A 15,463-nucleotide genomic window follows, 5' to 3' on the forward strand; every position below is an offset into this window, starting at 1 on the left:
GCCACGACTTGTGCACATGCCCGATCCGCGCGACCGCGATGAGACACGCCGTCGGCGATTCCACCGCTCGCCACCGGTTCCGGCCATGGGCGGGGGGCGCGAAAAGGCGCCGCGGGACTGTGCCGGTGCACAGTTCCGCCGGACTACACTGCGCCCGTGACGACGCAGCTGAGGGCCACCGACCGGGTCGTCGACCTGGCCGGCCGCCTGCTGACCGAGGTGGACCGGCTCGCCGAGGACCTCACCGGCGAGATCCTCGGAGGCGAGCACGCGTACGCCGAGAGCACGCCGACCGGCCGGGAACAGTTGCGTGCCATGGTGCGCGACAACCTGTCCACGCTGTTCGCGGCACTGCAGGGGCGGCCCACGACGCTCGAGGCGCCCCGCGCCGCCGGGCGGCTGAAGGCCGCACAGGGCATCCCGCTGGCCGCGCTCCTGCACGCCTACCGGCTGGCCGGCCGCTTCGTCTGGGACCGGCTCCTCGCGACCGCCGTGGACGAGCAGAGCACCGTCCAGCTGCTGCACATGGCCTCCGACATCTGGGCGGCCGTCGACGACTACTCCAGTGCGGCCGCCGACGCCTACCGGGCCGCCGTCGAGGAACAGTCGCGTCGCGACACCACGACCCGGAGCATGATGCTCACCACCCTGCTCGACGGCAGGGCCGGCACCAGTGCGAGCGCATGGGAGATCGCACGCGTGCTGGACCTCGACCGGCAGGGCCCCTTCCTGGTGGTCTGTGCCGAGGTCCACGACGGGGCCGAGCCGCTGCCCAGCGTGCGCGGCCGCCTGCGTGCCGCCGGAATCGGCTCCGAGTGGATTCAGCCGATAGGGGCCTGGGTGGGCCTGCTGTCCCTCCCCAACGAACAGGCCATCGCGCAAGCGGTCGGCCGGCTGTCGGACATCGCCCTGTCCCGGGTCGGGGTCAGCCGCGCCTTCACCTCGCCCGTGAAGGCGCCCACGGCCTGGCGGCAGGCCCAACTGGCCCTACAGTGCCTGCCGCACGGAACCGGCGGCACCCATCTGTACGGCAGCGCGCCGGTGTCGCTCCTGGCGGCCGCCTCCCCCGACATGGCGCAGGAGGTCGCCCGGGCGGTCCTCGGCCCCCTGCTCGCCCTGCCCCCGCGGGAACAGGCGACCCTGCTGGAGACCCTGCACGCCTGGTTCGCCTGCGGCGGATCGACGACCGCGGCGGCCGGGCGGCTGCACTGCCACCGGAACACGGTCCTGTACCGCCTCCACCGCATCGCGGAACTGACCGGCCGCCGGACCACCGACGCGGGGTCCGCCGCCGAGCTCTACATCGCCCTCGAGGCCGTACGTCTGAGCGGCCGGCCGGGGTCACTCGGCCCGCACTGACCGGTCCTCGGCGCCCGGGCGACGGGCGGGCCGGACCGGACGAACCCCCCTGTCTCAAGATCGCCGGTGGCGGGAGGCCGGGCGTACGGACCCCTCTACGATCGGTTTCCCCGCGTGCTCCCGGAACAGAAAGCCGAACCCCTGTGATGGACAAGCGAGTTGTCATCGTGACCGGCGCCGGCTCCGGCATCGGCGAGGCCACCGCCCGGTTGCTGCGCGAGCAGGGGCACCACGTGGTGGCCTGCGGGCGCCGGGTGGAACCGCTGCGGCGGCTGGAGCGGGAGACCGGCGCACTGGCGTATCCGTCCGACGTGGGCGACCCCGACGCCGCCGAGGGCCTCGTCGGTGCGGCCCTCGACGCCCACGGGCGACTGGACGGCGTCGTGCTCAACGCGGGGATCGGACGCGGCGGCACCGTCGGGGACCTGTCGCCGGCGGACTGGGACGAGGTGATGCGCACCAACGTCACCGGTCCGATGCTGCTCCTGCGCGCCGCGATCCCCCATCTGGTCCGGGCGCGTGGCGCGGTCGTGGCGGTCGCGTCGGTATCCGCCCTGCTCAACGGCCCGGGCAACGCCCCGTACGCCGTGTCCAAGGCCGCCCTGCTGTCGCTGTGCCGTTCCGTGGCCGTCGACTACGGGCGCGCGGGGGTGCGCGCCAACGTCGTGTGCCCCAGCTGGGTGAGGACCGAGATGGCCGACCGGCGCATGGCGCGTTTCGCCCGGGAAGCGGGCCTGGAGGACGGCGGTGTGGAGGCCGCCTACGCGGAGGCGACCAGGCCGCTGCCCATGGGCCGGCCGGGCGAGCCGCGTGAAGTCGCCGAGACCATCGGCTGGTTGATCTCCCCTGCGGCGTCCTATGTCAACGGTGCGGTGCTCACCGTCGACGGCGGGGCGACGGCCCTGGATCCCGGGACCCTCGCCTTCGACTTCCACCTCGCACCACGCACCGGCGCGGACCTGTAAAAGCCGGTGCGCGTGTTCGAGCCGGTGGGGTACGTTCCTGCCTGTTCGAAGGGGGAGCCGAAGTGGCGAAACTGAACCAGATCATCGCTGTCGAGAAGGGTGTCAAGAGCAAGTCGCTCCAGGACATCACCGCGGCGCACCACAAGGTGCAGAAGCCGGCGCTGCTGGCCGGCATCTCGCGTACGTACCAGCCGAAGGACGAGGAGGGCGAGCAGCTGCCGCCCGAGTCCACGCGGGTACAGGTGCAGGCCGAGGACGTGCTGCGGGAGATGTCCGCGTCGCTCACCCGGCTGTTCGACGTGACCGCCACCAAGGACTGGGCGAACTGCGCGGCCCGCGCGGACGTCACGGTCGACGGCCGGACGATCGTCGCCGACGTCCCGGTCAGCTATCTCCTCTTCCTGGAGAAGCAGCTCACCGACCTGCACACGTTCGTCAGGAAGCTCCCCACCCTCGACGCCGCCGAGTCCTGGTCGCACGACCCGTCCACGGACTGGTGGAAGACGGACCCGGTGCGCACGATCCGCACCAGGAAGGTCCCCCGCAACCATGTCAAGGCGGAGGCGACCGACAAGCACCCGGCGCAGGTCGAGGTGTACTACGAGGACGTGCCCATCGGGTACTGGACGACCGTGAAGTTCTCCGGAGCGCTTCCGGCGCGGCGCGTGAACGAGCTGGTGGAGCGGGTCGAGAAGCTCCAGCAGGCGGTGAAGTTCGCCCGCGAGGAGGCCAACGGCACCGAGGTCACCGACCAGCGGGTCGGCGACGCGGTGTTCGGCTACCTGCTCGGCTGACGCCGGCACGGGTAGCATCCACGATCGCCCCCGCGTGCGAGCGCGGGGGTGCGCAACAGGCGCGGGCCCGATTGAGGCCTGGTCCGCGTGATGAGCGCAAGCTGACACTGAAGTTCAGCCTGAAGACACGGTGACAGTGAAGGTTCGAGTCCTTCCCCCGGCACAACGCCCACGCCGGGCCGGGGTAGCCCAACATGGCAGAGGCAGCCGTGATCAGTCTCAGACTCTCGCTCCAGTCTCAGCATCGCCGCCGATCGCCGGATCGACGGGGCCGGACGACCGCCGTCGGATGCGAGTTCGACTCTCGCCTGCACCTCTCGCACGGTGCGGTAGTTCAAAGGAAGAACACGACGGCATGATGACTGATCCGTCCTCTTAAACGCCGCCGGCGTGCGCAATTGGGTGGCATCCCCAGGGGCCCGGGAGCTGGATACGACTCCCGGGCCCCGCCACGTTCCTCGCCCCCTCCGGGGCTGTGCGTCGACATCAGGTCTGGGCTCGGGCGATGAGCAGGGCGACGTCGTCCTCACCTCCGGGCGGCCGGAGAACCTCCAGGATGCGGTCGCAGGTGGCTTCCAGATCGTGGCCCCGCGTCGCGGTGAGGGCGTCGAGCAGGGCGTCCAGGCGGGTGTCGATGGGGTCGCTCCGGGTTTCGACCAGGCCGTCGGTGTAGAGGGCCAGTTCGTCGCCGGGACGGAAGGGGATGGTGGTGGCCTCGAAGGCGACCCCGCCGACGCCCAGCGGTGCCCCGGTGGGAAGGTCGAGAAGCCGTGCGGGACGGCCGGCGCGCAGCAGGGCCGGGGGCAGGTGGCCGGCGAGGGATATCCGGCACTGGCCCTGGTGAGGGTCGTAGACGCAGTAGATGCAGGTGGTGATGGTCTGCTCGACCCCCTCGGTCAGGTGGTCGAGGTGACGAAGGGCCTCGGCGGGGGCGAGGTCGACTTCGGCGAAGGCACGGACGGCACTGCGGAGTTGCCCCATGGTGGCGGCGGCCTTGATACCGCTGCCCATGACATCGCCGACGACCAGGGCGGTCTTGTCCCCCTGCAGGGGTATCGCGTCGTACCAGTCGCCGCCGATCTCGTACGTGGCACCGGCAGGCTGGTAGCGGCAGGCAACGTCCAGGCCCGGCAGGTGGGTTGGCGGCTCGGGAAGCAGACTGCGCTGGAGGGTGAGGGCCGTGTGACGCTGGGCCTGGTATCCGCGGGCGTTGTCGATGCAGACCGCGGCTCGAGCGGCCAACTCGCAGGCGAGGAGCGCGTCGTCGTCATCGAACGGTGCGGGGTTCCGGGTACGTTTGAGGTCGAGGGCGCCCAGGACTTCGCCCCGGGCCATGAGCGGCACGGCCAGGTAGGAGTGCACCCCGGCCGTCGCGAGGAGGGAGGCGGCCTCGCCGTGGCGGGCGATGCGCCCGAGGTCCCGACGGGTGGTGTGGGGCAGCAAGACCGGTTGGCGGGTACGCACGCACTGGGTGATCAGGCGGTCGCTGTCGTAGGCGGCGACTTCCCCGGGCGGGTCGGCCGCGTGGACGGCCTCGGTGGGGTGGGCCGCGCTGACGGCGACGGCGCGGAAGAGGGCCGGGCCCTCATGGGGCGCGGTCCGGCCGTCGAGGGCGCTGTCGAGTATGTCCACGGCTGCCACGTCGGCCAGGACCGGTACGACGATGTCGGCGAGCTCGCGCGCCGTGGTTTCCAGATCGAGGGTGGTTCCCAGGCAGGCGGAAGCGCCGGCGATCAGGGCCAGCCGTTGCCGGGCCTGTGCGGCCTCGGCAGCGGCGCGATGCCGCTCGGTGACGTCGATGACGGAGTAGGCCAGGCCCAGCACCCGCCCACCGGAGTCCTCCAGCCGGTAGTACGAGACGGACCAGGCGTGCTCGTGGTCCGGGTCGGCGGGGGGATGACAGACGATGTCGCGGTCCACGACCGACTCGCCCGTCTCCAGGACGCGGCGCAGGCGGGCCTCGGGATCCGTGTCCAGGTAGGTCAGGACCTCGCCGGCCGTCCGGCCGAGACGTTCGGCGGCGGACTGACCGGTGATGCGTTCCAGGGCGGGATTCACGGCGAGGTAGCGCAGGTCCGGGTCCAGAATGGCCAGCCCGACCGGGGACTGGGACACCAGGCGCATGGCCAGGGAGGCATCTCGCTCGACCCGCTCCACGGCCGCCTGGTCGGCCGCAAGGCCCAGGGCGTAGGTGTCACCGAGGTCGTCCAGCAGCCGCATGTTGCGGAACTCCACCAGTCGCGTGCTGCCGTCCTTGTGCCGGATCGGGAAGGCCCCGGCCCAGTCGGCGCCGGACTCCATGACCTCGGCGAAGAGCTTGACCACCTCGTCCCGGTGTTCCTCGTGGACCGTCAGCTCAGCGGCGTACTGCCCCAGCGCTTCCGCCGGGGTGTAGCCGAACAGTTCCTCGGCCTTCGGACTCCAGAAGACCACCTGGCCCAGTGGGTTCAGCACCACCGCGGCGACGCTGAGCAGGTCGAGCAGGCCGCTGGGCGGCGCGGCGGAACCGGCCACCGACCGGCCGGGGCCTGCTCGGGAGGAGTCCGTCGTGCCCATGGTTCCTTGTCCCTCCGCTCGGCGCCTGGGCTCCTGGCCCACCGGCGAGCGTGCTGCCTTTATCCATGGTCGTCCCAGACCGGCGGCCGAGCACGACCGAGCGGCGCGGCCGCTGTGCAAAGCTGGAGTTGATCACGAGCGCCGGGCTCGCTCCTCCGCGTCACGCCCGGACAACGGTGAGCACAGGTGAGTGCAGGTGAGTACCGATGACGGCGAAGTCCGCCGATGCCCCAGAGCCCGGATCATCCCTGACCGGCAACGGGCCCGCTGTGTCCCGCCGGGAGTTCGACGTGCTCTTCGAGGCGGTCCGCACGTGGGGGCGCTGGATGCCGGCCGACCGCGGTGCCTGGAACCGTGTGACCGCGAACCATGTACGGCGGGCCACGGCCGGCGTGCGGTCCGGGGTGGTCGTCCCGCTGGCGCTGCCCTGGAACACCCGGCCCGGCCCCGACAACCGCAGGCCCGCTCTGCACCACATGACCGATCTCGGTGACGTGGAGAGCCCGGAACCCTCCACCCACAAGGACTTCATCGCCGCCGACTACCACGGCAAGGGCGTCACGCACCTCGACGCACTGTGCCACATCGCCTACCGGGGACAGCTCTACGACGGCCGGACCGCCCGCGACGTCGTCGGCACCGCGGGTGCCCGCTTCGGAGCGGTGTCGGCGCTCGGACCGCTCGTCACACGGGGTGTGCTCCTCGACCTCCCCGCCGTCCTCGGGATGCGCTGGCTGGAGCCGGGGCAGGCGGTGCACGCACGGGACATCACCGCCGCGGAGCGGGCGCTCGGTGTGACGATCACCGAGGGTGACGCGGTGCTGCTGCGGTCCGGGCACGTCCGCCGCCGCACGGAGCTCGGCGCCTGGGACCCGGACACGGCGAGCGCGGGCTTCCACGTGGACGCCGTACCGCTGCTGGCGGAGCGTGGTGTCGCGCTGCTCGGTGGGGACGGCGACAGTGACGTACGGCCCTCGCCCGTGGAGGGCGTGCACTCGCCGGTCCATGTCCTGGCCGTGGCCGCGATGGGGGTGCCGCTGCTGGACAACCTCGATCTGGAAGCCCTCTCCGCGGCGGCCGCGGAGGCCGGTCGGTATGAGTTCCTGCTGGTCGTGGCGCCGCTGAACGTGCCGGGCGGGACCGGCTCGCCCGTGAACCCGGTGGCGGTCCTGTGACGAACGAACCGATGAGTCATGCGCATGAAGGATCAGATTCTCCCTGACCGTGAATCTTGCCCCTGATTTCCGTATTCTCATCTATGTCAGATTCGTTCCGGAAAGCGGACTATCGCGAGTGAGGCGCAGCGTGGTTCGGTTCGACGGGGCACCGACTCCGGCGGGGCGTGCGACAGGCGGCACGGGACCCGTTCGTTCGCGTGAGCGTTTTCTGGAGGGTGGGGCGGTCGAAGCGGGCGTGCGTACGGCCATCTCTCATTCGTGGCAGCGCTGCCGGTCCCTGGGGCTCTCGCCGGACCAGTCCGACCTGCCCTTCCGGGAGGATTTCGACACGGAGGCACGGATCATCCGCGCGGCCGTGCCGGTGCTCGACCGGCTGCAGTACAGGTTCGCCGGCAGTCACATGAACATCTCTGTCGCCGACGCGAGCGGAACGGTCCTCCTGCGCCGATTCGGAGAGCCGTCCCTGGCCAGAAGCCTCCCGGCGATCCAGCGCGTGCCGGGGTTCGTGTTCGCCGAGCAGGTCGCCGGCACCAACGGCATCGGTCTCGCGCTGGCGGAACGGCAGCTCATCCGGGTCTACGGCGCCGAGCACTTCGCCGAGCGCTCCCAGGGCAGTGCCTGCCGCGCGCTCCCGGTCCGCGACCCGCTCAGCGGCCGTATCGAGGGCGTCCTGTGCTTCGGCTATCCACGCAGCTTCGACGACCCCGCGCTGGCCACCGTGATACGCAAGGCGGCGCGAGCCATCGAACGGCGGCTGCTCAGCCACAGTTCCGCACGCGAGCGTGCTCTGCTGCGGACGTACCTGGACACCGAGGCCGAAGCCGCCGCCGGCCGGCACCGCACCATGGGGCTGGACGACCTTTCCCTCGGACAGCATCCCCGTGACCGTGCGGTCCTCATGGAGAAGGCCACCGAGTTGATCTCCTGCGGGCAGCGGGCCGCTGTCCATGTCGCCCTGTCCGACGGCCGGAGTGTCACACTGCTGAGCCGCCCGATGACGAGTGCCACCGGGGTGGAGGGAGTGGCCATCGAGGCCGTCCTGCCCGGCGCCGCGCCGCGAAATCTGCTCGTCTCCCCACGGCGTCTCGACGAGTCGCCGGGCTTCCCCGGCGAGCCCGCCGCCTCCCCTGTCGTCCTGACGTCGGGGGCCGTCTCCCTCGCCGCACCCGGTCACGTCGCCGCGGGCGGCAGGAGTGTCGCACCGGTCGGAGCGGAGGACGCTCGCCCTGCCTCCGCGCCCCCGTCGAGAGGGCTGCTGCTCGTGGGCGAGCCGGAGGTGGGACGGCACGCTCTCGCCGCACGACGCCGCCTGGAGCTGCTGTCCGAGGCCAGCACGCACATAGGCACCACTCTGGACGTGCGCCGCACCGCCCAGGAACTCGCGGAGACGGCGGTGCCGCGACTCGCCGACTACGTCACGATCGACCTGCCCGAGGCCGTACTGCACGGCGAGGAGGCCGCCGACCCGCACGGCGACCTGCGCCGCACGGTGGTCCACGGCATCCGCGACGACTGCCCCTTCCATCCGGTCGGCAAGCAGGTCGACTACGGTCCGGCCACGCCACAGCTGCGCTCCCTGACCGGCGGGGAGGCGGTGCTGGAACCGGACCTGAAGGTCGCCGCGGGCTGGCTCGCCCACGACCCCGAGCACACCGAGGAGCTGCTGACCCACGTCCACTCCCTCGTCGCGGTCCCGCTGGTGGCCCGCGGGGTCGTCCTGGGCGTCGCCGCCTTCTACCGCGGCCGGGACCCGGCCCCCTTCGACGACGACGACCGTTCACTGGCCCAGGAACTCGCCGCCCGGGCCGCCCTGTCCATCGACAACGCCCGGCGCTACACACGCGAACGCACCATGGTCCTGGCCCTGCAGCGCAGCCTGCTCCCGCACGGGCTGCCCGACCAGGACGCCGTCGAGGTCGCCCACCGCTATCTGCCCGCCGAATCCGACGTGGGCGGGGACTGGTACGACGTCATCCCCCTCTCCGGCACCCGTATCGGCCTCATGGTCGGGGACGTCGTCGGCCACGGCATGCTCTCCGCCGCCACCATGGGCCGGCTGCGCACCGCGGCACGCAGCTTCGCCGAACTCGACTTCCCCCCGGACGAGGTCCTCACCCACCTCGACAACCTGGTGGGACGCCTGGACCGGGAGGACCCCGACGGAGCGGACATCATCGGCGCGACCTGCGTGTACGCCATCTACGACCCGACCACACAGCGGTGCACCATGGCCCGCGCCGGGCACCCTCCCCCCGCGCTGGTCCGCCCCGACGGCACGGTGTCCTTGGCGGAGCTGCCCGCCGGGCCTCCGCTCGGCCTGGGGGGCCTGCCCTTCGAAGCGGTCGAGACCGACCTCCCCGAGGGCAGCCGGCTGGTCCTCTACACCGACGGGCTCATCAGGGACCGGTACCGCGACCTCGACGGGGCCCTCGACCAGTTGCGCGAGGCCCTGGCCCACCCGGAACACGCGCCCGAGGAGACCTGCCAGGCCGTCCTGAACAGCGTGGCGCCCGCCCACCCCTGCGACGACATCGCCCTGCTCGTGGCCCGCACCCGCGCCCTGGCCCCCGACCGGATCGCCACCTGGGACCTGCAGCCCGACCCGGCCCGCGTCAGCGAAGTCCGCGCAGGCGCCCTGCGCCGGCTGGCCGACTGGGGACTCGACGAAGCCGCCTTCGCCGCGGAGCTGATACTCAGCGAGCTGGTCACCAACGCCATCCGCCACGGCTGCGGACCCATCCGCGTACGGCTGCTCCACCACCGCACCCTGATCTGCGAGGTCTCCGACACCAGCAACACCGCCCCGCACCTGCGCCGGGCGGCCAGCACCGACGAGGGCGGCCGGGGCCTGTTCCTCGTCGCCCAGCTGGCCCGGAGCTGGGGGACGCGCTACCTGCCCCAGGGCAAGGTCATCTGGGCCGAGTGCGGCCTCGACGGCGTCTGAGACCGGCGGCGCCGCTGGCCCGTTGGAGTCACGGAAAGCAGTGAATGTCCGAAATCATCCGATATGCCATAGATCGTCCCCCTAGGATCGGTGGCGACCGTTCAGTGGCGACAGTCGGGAAGAACTCGCCAGGCCGACCTCCGGAGATGTCCGTGCACGACCCTCCCGACACCTCTGCGGAACCCCTGGTGCGCATCCGTGGGCTCGCCAAGCGGTTCGGCGGGACCCTCGCGCTGGACGGGGTCGACCTCGACGTCCACGCGGGCAGCGTCCTCGCCCTCCTCGGCCCCAACGGAGCCGGAAAGTCCACCCTCATCAAGGTGCTCGCCGGCGTCCACCACGCCGACGCGGGACAGGTCACGGTGGACGGGCAGCCACTCGGCAGTCATGCCGCCTCCCGCGCCATGTCCTTCATCCACCAGGACCTCGGTCTCGTGGAATGGATGACGGTCGCCGAGAACATCGCCCTGAGCATCGGATACCACCGTCGCGCCGGACTGATCTCCTGGCGGCGCACCCGGGAGCGCTGCGCCGAAGCCCTGCGGCTCGTCGCCGGACACCTCGACCCCGCAACGCCGGTCGCCCGGCTCTCCCCCGCCGAGCGCTCGCTGGTCGCCATCGCCCGAGCCCTGGCCGCCCGGGCGGAACTCGTCGTCCTCGACGAGCCGACCGCCCGCCTGCCCGCCACGGACTGCGCCCGGCTCTTCCGCGTCCTGCACGCCCTGCGCGACCAGGGGCACGGCCTCCTCTACGTCAGCCACCGCCTGGACGAGGTGTACGAGGTCGCCGACGCCTTCGCCGTCCTGCGCGACGGCCGTCTCGTCAGCCACGGCACCCTCGCGGACCACGGCCCGGCCCGGCTGGTCCGTGACATCGTCGGCGAGGAACCGGCCCGCTACCGCCCCGCCGCCGTCCCCGCCCGCGGCCCGGCCGTCCTGACGCTCGACGGCGTACGGACCGCCGGCACGCGACCGGTCGGCCTGGAACTCGGGGCCGGGGAGGTCGTGGGCCTGGTGGGCCTCTCGGGCGCCGGGCACATGGACCTGGGCCGGGCCCTCGCCGGTGCCCGTCCCCTGCTCGGCGGCCGAGTGCTCCTCGGCGGCCGGCCGTACCGCCCCCGCACGGTCGCCGACGCCGTCCGCCTCGGTGTGGGCTTCGTGCCCGGTGACAGACAGCGGGAGGGGTGCGCCGCCGAGCTGACCGTACGGGAGAACCTCCTGGCCAACCCGCGTGCCGGAGGCAGGCCGGCGCTGCAGTGGATCGCCCCGCGCCGCGAACGCGCCGAGGCGGCCGAGCTGATCGAACGGTTCTCGGTGCGTCCCCGCGACAGCGAGGCTCCCATCGGCACGCTGTCCGGGGGGAACCAGCAGAAGGTCATGATCGGCCGGTGGCTCCGGGTGGGCCTGCGCCTGCTGATCCTCGAGGAGCCGACCGCGAGCGTGGACATCGGCGCCAAGGCCGCCGTCTACCGTCTGCTCGACGAGGTGCTGGCCGGCGGCCTCGCGGTGCTGCTCGTCTCCACGGACTTCGAGGAGGTCGCGGGCGTGTGCCGGCGCGCCCTGGTGTTCGTGCGCGGGTCGGTGACGGCGGAGCTGAGCGGTCCGGCCCTCACGGTCGCCGGGCTCACCCGGGCGGCATCGGCGATGCCCCCTCCCGGAACCGCGACGGACTCATGACCGCCCCGCCCCCTTCCTCCGCGTCCCCGTCGCGGCCGTACCGACGGCGCCCCTTCGGACACCTCCTCGGCGCCTACGGCCTGCTGGCCCTCACCGCTGTGCTCTTCCTGGTCTTCTCGCTCGCCCTGCCGCGTACGTTTCCCACGCGGGACACGGTCGACTCGATCCTGTCCAACCAGTCGATCCCCGCCGTCCTCGCGCTGGCCGCCATGGTCCCCATCGTGACCGGCGCGTTCGACCTCTCCCTCGGCTACGGCCTCGGTCTGGCGCACGTCATGGTGATGCAGCTCGTCGTCAACGAGCGGTGGCCCTGGCCGTGGGCCTGCCTCGCGGTGGTCGCCGGAGGGCTGGTCGTGGGCGTCCTCAACGGTGTCGTCGTCGAGTTCGGCCGGATCGACTCCTTCATCGCCACCCTCGGGACCGGCAGCATGATGTACGCCGTGACCGGCTGGGTCACGGGCGGCGGCCGGATCGTCCCCGGCCCGCAGGGTCTCCCGGCGGCCTTCACCGATCTGTACGACTCCAGGTTCCTCGGCCTCCCGGTTCCCGCCTTCTACGTGCTCGCCCTCGCGGTCGCCCTCTGGCTGGTGCTGGAGCGGCTGCCGCTCGGCCGGTGCCTCTACGTCGTGGGCTCCAACCCGCGCGCCGCCGACCTCGTCGGCATCCCGACCCGCACGTACACCGTCTACGCGTTCGGTGCGTCGGGACTGATCGTCGGCTTCGCGGGTGTGCTGCTCGCGGCCCAGCAGCAGATCGGCAATCCCAGCGTCGGACTCGACTATCTGCTGCCCGCCTTCGTCGGCGCCCTCCTCGGATCCACCGCGATCAGACCCGGCCGCCCCAACGCCCTGGGCACGCTCGTCGCCGTCGCCGTGCTCGCCGTCGGCCTCACCGGCATCGGCCAGATGGGCGCCGACTTCTGGACGATCCCCCTGTTCTACGGCGGCACCCTCCTGCTCGCCGTCGGCCTGGCCGGGTACTCCGCCCGCCGCCTGCGGACCGGGGCCGCCGCGCCCCGTGACGCGCCGACCCCACCCCCTTGAGCCGTCCTCCCCTCCGCTCACCCCGCCGCGAGGAGCTCTCGTGCACCGCAACCGCAAGGCCGTCCCCGGCGTCGTCACGGCGCGATCGGTCTCCCTCGCCCTGCTGGTGGCGGCGACCGCCCTCGCCGGCTGCGAACGCGGCTCGTCGAACGGCCCCGGGGCCGCCGCCACGGGCCCGAGCGGCTGCCCCGCGGTGCAGGCCGAGGCCCAGGCCGCCGTCACCCGGGCGGAGAAGACCGACGTCCCCTGGAACGGGCCGACCAGTGGCCCCGCCGCGGTGCACGGCAAGACGATCGTCTACGTCGCACAGACCATGACCAACCCCGGAGTCGCCGGCGTCGCACAGGGCGTGAAGGAGGCCGCGAGGGTCATCGGCTGGAAGGTCCGGGTGATCGACGGCGAGGGCACCCCCGCGGGCATCCAGGCGGCGCTGAGCGACGCCGTGGCGCTCAGACCCTCGGGCATCGTCATCGGCGGCTTCGACCCCGACTCGACCTCGCAGCAGCTCGCGCGGGCGACCGCGGCACGCATCCCGCTCGTCGGCTGGCACGCGGTCGCGTCCCCCGGCCCCAGCGGCCACCCCAGGCTGTTCTCCAACGTCACCACCGACGTCGGCGACGTCGCCTCGATCAGCGCGCAGTGGGTCATCGCGCGCTCCCACGGCCATGCCGGGGTGGTCCTGTTCACCGATGCCTCGATCCCCTTCGCCAAGCACAAGTCCGAGCTGATCAGGAAGGCGCTGGCGGCCTGTTCGGGCGTGCGGCTGCTGACGTACGAGAACATCCCGATCCCGGACGCGAGCAGCCGTACCCCCAGGGAGGTCTCGTTCCTGCTCGCCCGCTTCGGGAGCCGTTGGACCGACTCCGTCGCGATCAACGACCTGTACTTCGCCGACGCCGCCCCCGCCTTCCGCGCGGCCGGGACGAAAGGCTCCGGGCCGCCCTTCAACATCGGCGCCGGCGACGGCGACCCGTCCGCCTTCCAGCGCATCGACAGCGGGCAGTACCAGGCGGCCACCGTCCCCGAACCGCTGTCGCTGCAGGGCTGGCAGATCCTCGACGAGTTCAACCGCGCCTTCTCCGGCCGTCCGGCCAGCGGTTATGTCGCGCCCGTCCACATCTCCACGGAGCACAACAGCAAGGGGGCGACGGCCTGGGACCCCTCGGGCTACCGGGAGGCGTACCGGAGGATCTGGGGCACGTGACGGGCGTGGTACGACGACAGGTGGTGACGGTCGGCGTCGATCTGGCCGCCCGTGCACGGCGCACGGCCGTGTGCCGGGTGGTCTGGGGACCCGGTGACGGCCTGGCGGTGGAGTTCGTCGTGCCCGACGCGGACGAGCAGTTGCTCGCTGTGGTCCGGGCGGCCGACAAGACCGGCCTCGACTGTCCCCTCGGCTGGCCGTCCCACTTCGTGGCGACGGTTCAGGCCCACCACCAGGGGGTGCGGCTGCCGCCCCCGGTCCGGTTCGAGGACCGTGCCGACGGGCGGCCCGGTCTGGACGCCCTGCGGTTCCGGCTGACCGACGACCTGACCTGGAAGGCGACGTCACTGCGGCCGCCGCTGTCGGTGTCCACCGACCTGCTGGGGGTCGTGGCGCTGCGTGCGGCCTACCTCATCGATGAGCTCGCGGCATCGGGCGTCCCCGTGCCCAGGGACGGGTCCGGGCCGGTCGCCGAGGTGTATCCCGCCGCCGCGCTGCGGCGCTGGGGGATCCGCCTCAGCGCCAGTTACAAGGCCCCCACGCCAGGGGCTCGCGCCGTCCGGGAGCACATCGTCCGCTCCCTCGAGACGGGTCTGGGCCCGGCTCTTCCCGAGGCCGTGCGTGCGCGGTGCGTCGACAGCCACGACCATCTCGACGCCCTGGTCTGCGCCCTGGTCGCCCGCGCCGTCCTGGTCGGGGACACGCTGTGGCCGCGCTCCGCGGAGGAACGCGCGGCCGCCCGTCAGGAGGGCTGGATCCACCTGCCCGGCACGGATCTGGCTGCTCTCCGCCCCTGACGCGGACTTCGAGGCCTGTGACGAGGCCAGTGCTGCGGGGATGGGCCTCAGGGCGTTCCGGTGGTGTCCCCGGAGCGCGGCCAACTGCCGTCGGCCACCGCCGCGGTGACGTACTGCCGGAAGGTGCGGGCGGGGCGCCCGATCAGGCGGGGCACCGTGTCCAGGGGCTCGGTGTCCCCCAGGCCGCGGAGCGCGGCGTAGGAGGCGATGTCCCGCTCGATCGCCTGCCCGGACCGGCCGAGGGAGGTCTGTGCGGCGCGGTAGGCGTCCTCGCTTCCGTGAAACCTCATCGGGTGGCCGGTGACGTCCTCGATGACGGAGCACACCTCGGCGAAGGACAGTGCCTGCGGTCCCGTCAGCTCGTACGACCGGCCGGCGTGCCCGTCCTCGGTCAGCGTCCGGAAACGGGTGGCGCTGTGCCGGGACGCGGACCTGACCGGCGCGCCCAGCGCCCGCAGGTGCGCGGCGACGCGGCGGCGCGAGGAGCCGGTGGCTCCGAGGACGAGGATCGGTGGGGTGCCCATGCCTTCCTGAACGACGGCCGGAAGGAGAGGAAATGGCCTCCCGAAGGGCAGTGGTGAAGGGCAGTGGTGTGCGATGGGCAGTCAGTCGTCGTGCAGGAAAGCTGCGAAGCGGATGATCCCGCTGCCGGCTGCCATCGGGCCGGCAGTCGGCGGTGCCCTGACGAGTCCGCCGGCATTCGCCGCGGCACCGCTGCCCGGGTCCAGCCTGAACGGAAGGTGGAGAACGGCGCCTCCACCGCGCGGGCCGCGCGGGGGTGCCGAAGACGGCTCCGCCGGGATCGGCCATCGCCCGGCGACGGCGGCGCCGCACCACCGACCTGTGACCTGCCTCACCCATCGCCGCCCGCCCGGTGCGCGAACCGCCTCACCAGCGCCCTGCGTACCCGTGCGACGCCGCTTGTTGGCCGGATACGTCACTAATCT

General features: G+C 72.5%; 11 protein-coding genes. 9 read left to right on the forward strand and 2 right to left on the reverse strand.

Annotated features, from left to right (window positions below; genetic code table 11):
• Positions 1-156: 156 nt before the first annotated feature.
• The 3 genes from ACWDEN_RS01160 (at position 157) to ACWDEN_RS01170 (ending at position 3,118) form a co-directional block, all read left to right on the forward strand.
• Entirely contained in the window at positions 157-1,359 is a 1,203-nt protein-coding gene (locus ACWDEN_RS01160; protein WP_351604135.1) for a PucR family transcriptional regulator, read from the forward strand.
• A gap of 143 nt (positions 1,360-1,502) precedes the next feature.
• On the forward strand, positions 1,503-2,324 hold the full coding sequence (locus ACWDEN_RS01165) for an SDR family NAD(P)-dependent oxidoreductase (RefSeq protein WP_351604137.1): 822 nt from the start codon (positions 1,503-1,505) through the stop codon (positions 2,322-2,324).
• A gap of 62 nt (positions 2,325-2,386) precedes the next feature.
• Positions 2,387-3,118: a DUF7873 family protein gene (locus tag ACWDEN_RS01170; RefSeq protein WP_351604139.1), complete on the forward strand. Its 732-nt coding sequence runs from the start codon at positions 2,387-2,389 to the stop codon at positions 3,116-3,118.
• 486 nt (positions 3,119-3,604) lie between these two features.
• On the opposite strand, the gene ACWDEN_RS01175 is transcribed toward ACWDEN_RS01170, so the two are convergent.
• Complete coding sequence (locus ACWDEN_RS01175; protein WP_351604141.1) at positions 3,605-5,674, reverse strand: SpoIIE family protein phosphatase; 2,070 nt, start codon at positions 5,672-5,674, stop codon at positions 3,605-3,607.
• Between the two features lie 206 nt (positions 5,675-5,880).
• Between ACWDEN_RS01175 and ACWDEN_RS01180 the strand changes: the two genes are divergently transcribed.
• The 6 genes from ACWDEN_RS01180 to ACWDEN_RS01205 all read left to right on the forward strand — a co-directional run bounded on the left by ACWDEN_RS01180 (position 5,881) and on the right by ACWDEN_RS01205 (position 14,516).
• A complete protein-coding gene (locus tag ACWDEN_RS01180; protein ID WP_351604143.1) occupies positions 5,881-6,849 on the forward strand; it encodes a cyclase family protein in 969 nt (322 codons plus the stop codon).
• Positions 6,850-6,979: 130 nt separating this feature from the next.
• Positions 6,980-9,796, forward strand: coding sequence for a SpoIIE family protein phosphatase (locus tag ACWDEN_RS01185; protein ID WP_351604145.1), 2,817 nt, complete (start codon positions 6,980-6,982; stop codon positions 9,794-9,796).
• Between the two features lie 146 nt (positions 9,797-9,942).
• The gene (locus ACWDEN_RS01190; protein WP_450856579.1) at positions 9,943-11,472 is read left to right on the forward strand and encodes a sugar ABC transporter ATP-binding protein; all 1,530 of its coding nucleotides are present in this window, start codon (positions 9,943-9,945) and stop codon (positions 11,470-11,472) included.
• Positions 11,469-12,515, forward strand: a complete 1,047-nt coding sequence (locus ACWDEN_RS01195) for an ABC transporter permease (protein WP_450856581.1) — start codon at positions 11,469-11,471, stop codon at positions 12,513-12,515. Before ACWDEN_RS01190 ends, ACWDEN_RS01195 begins: the two co-directional genes overlap by 4 nt.
• 40 nt (positions 12,516-12,555) lie before the next feature.
• Positions 12,556-13,719, forward strand: a complete 1,164-nt coding sequence (locus tag ACWDEN_RS01200; protein WP_450856583.1) for a substrate-binding domain-containing protein — start codon at positions 12,556-12,558, stop codon at positions 13,717-13,719.
• Positions 13,716-14,516, forward strand: a complete 801-nt coding sequence (locus ACWDEN_RS01205; protein WP_450856585.1) for a DUF429 domain-containing protein — start codon at positions 13,716-13,718, stop codon at positions 14,514-14,516. Before ACWDEN_RS01200 ends, ACWDEN_RS01205 begins: the two co-directional genes overlap by 4 nt.
• A 47-nt stretch (positions 14,517-14,563) precedes the next feature.
• On the opposite strand, the gene ACWDEN_RS01210 is transcribed toward ACWDEN_RS01205, so the two are convergent.
• Positions 14,564-15,040: a hypothetical protein gene (locus ACWDEN_RS01210; protein WP_450856587.1), complete on the reverse strand. Its 477-nt coding sequence runs from the start codon at positions 15,038-15,040 to the stop codon at positions 14,564-14,566.
• Between the last annotated feature and the right edge of the window lie 423 nt (positions 15,041-15,463).

Source organism: Streptomyces sp. NPDC001153, from assembly GCF_053598315.1.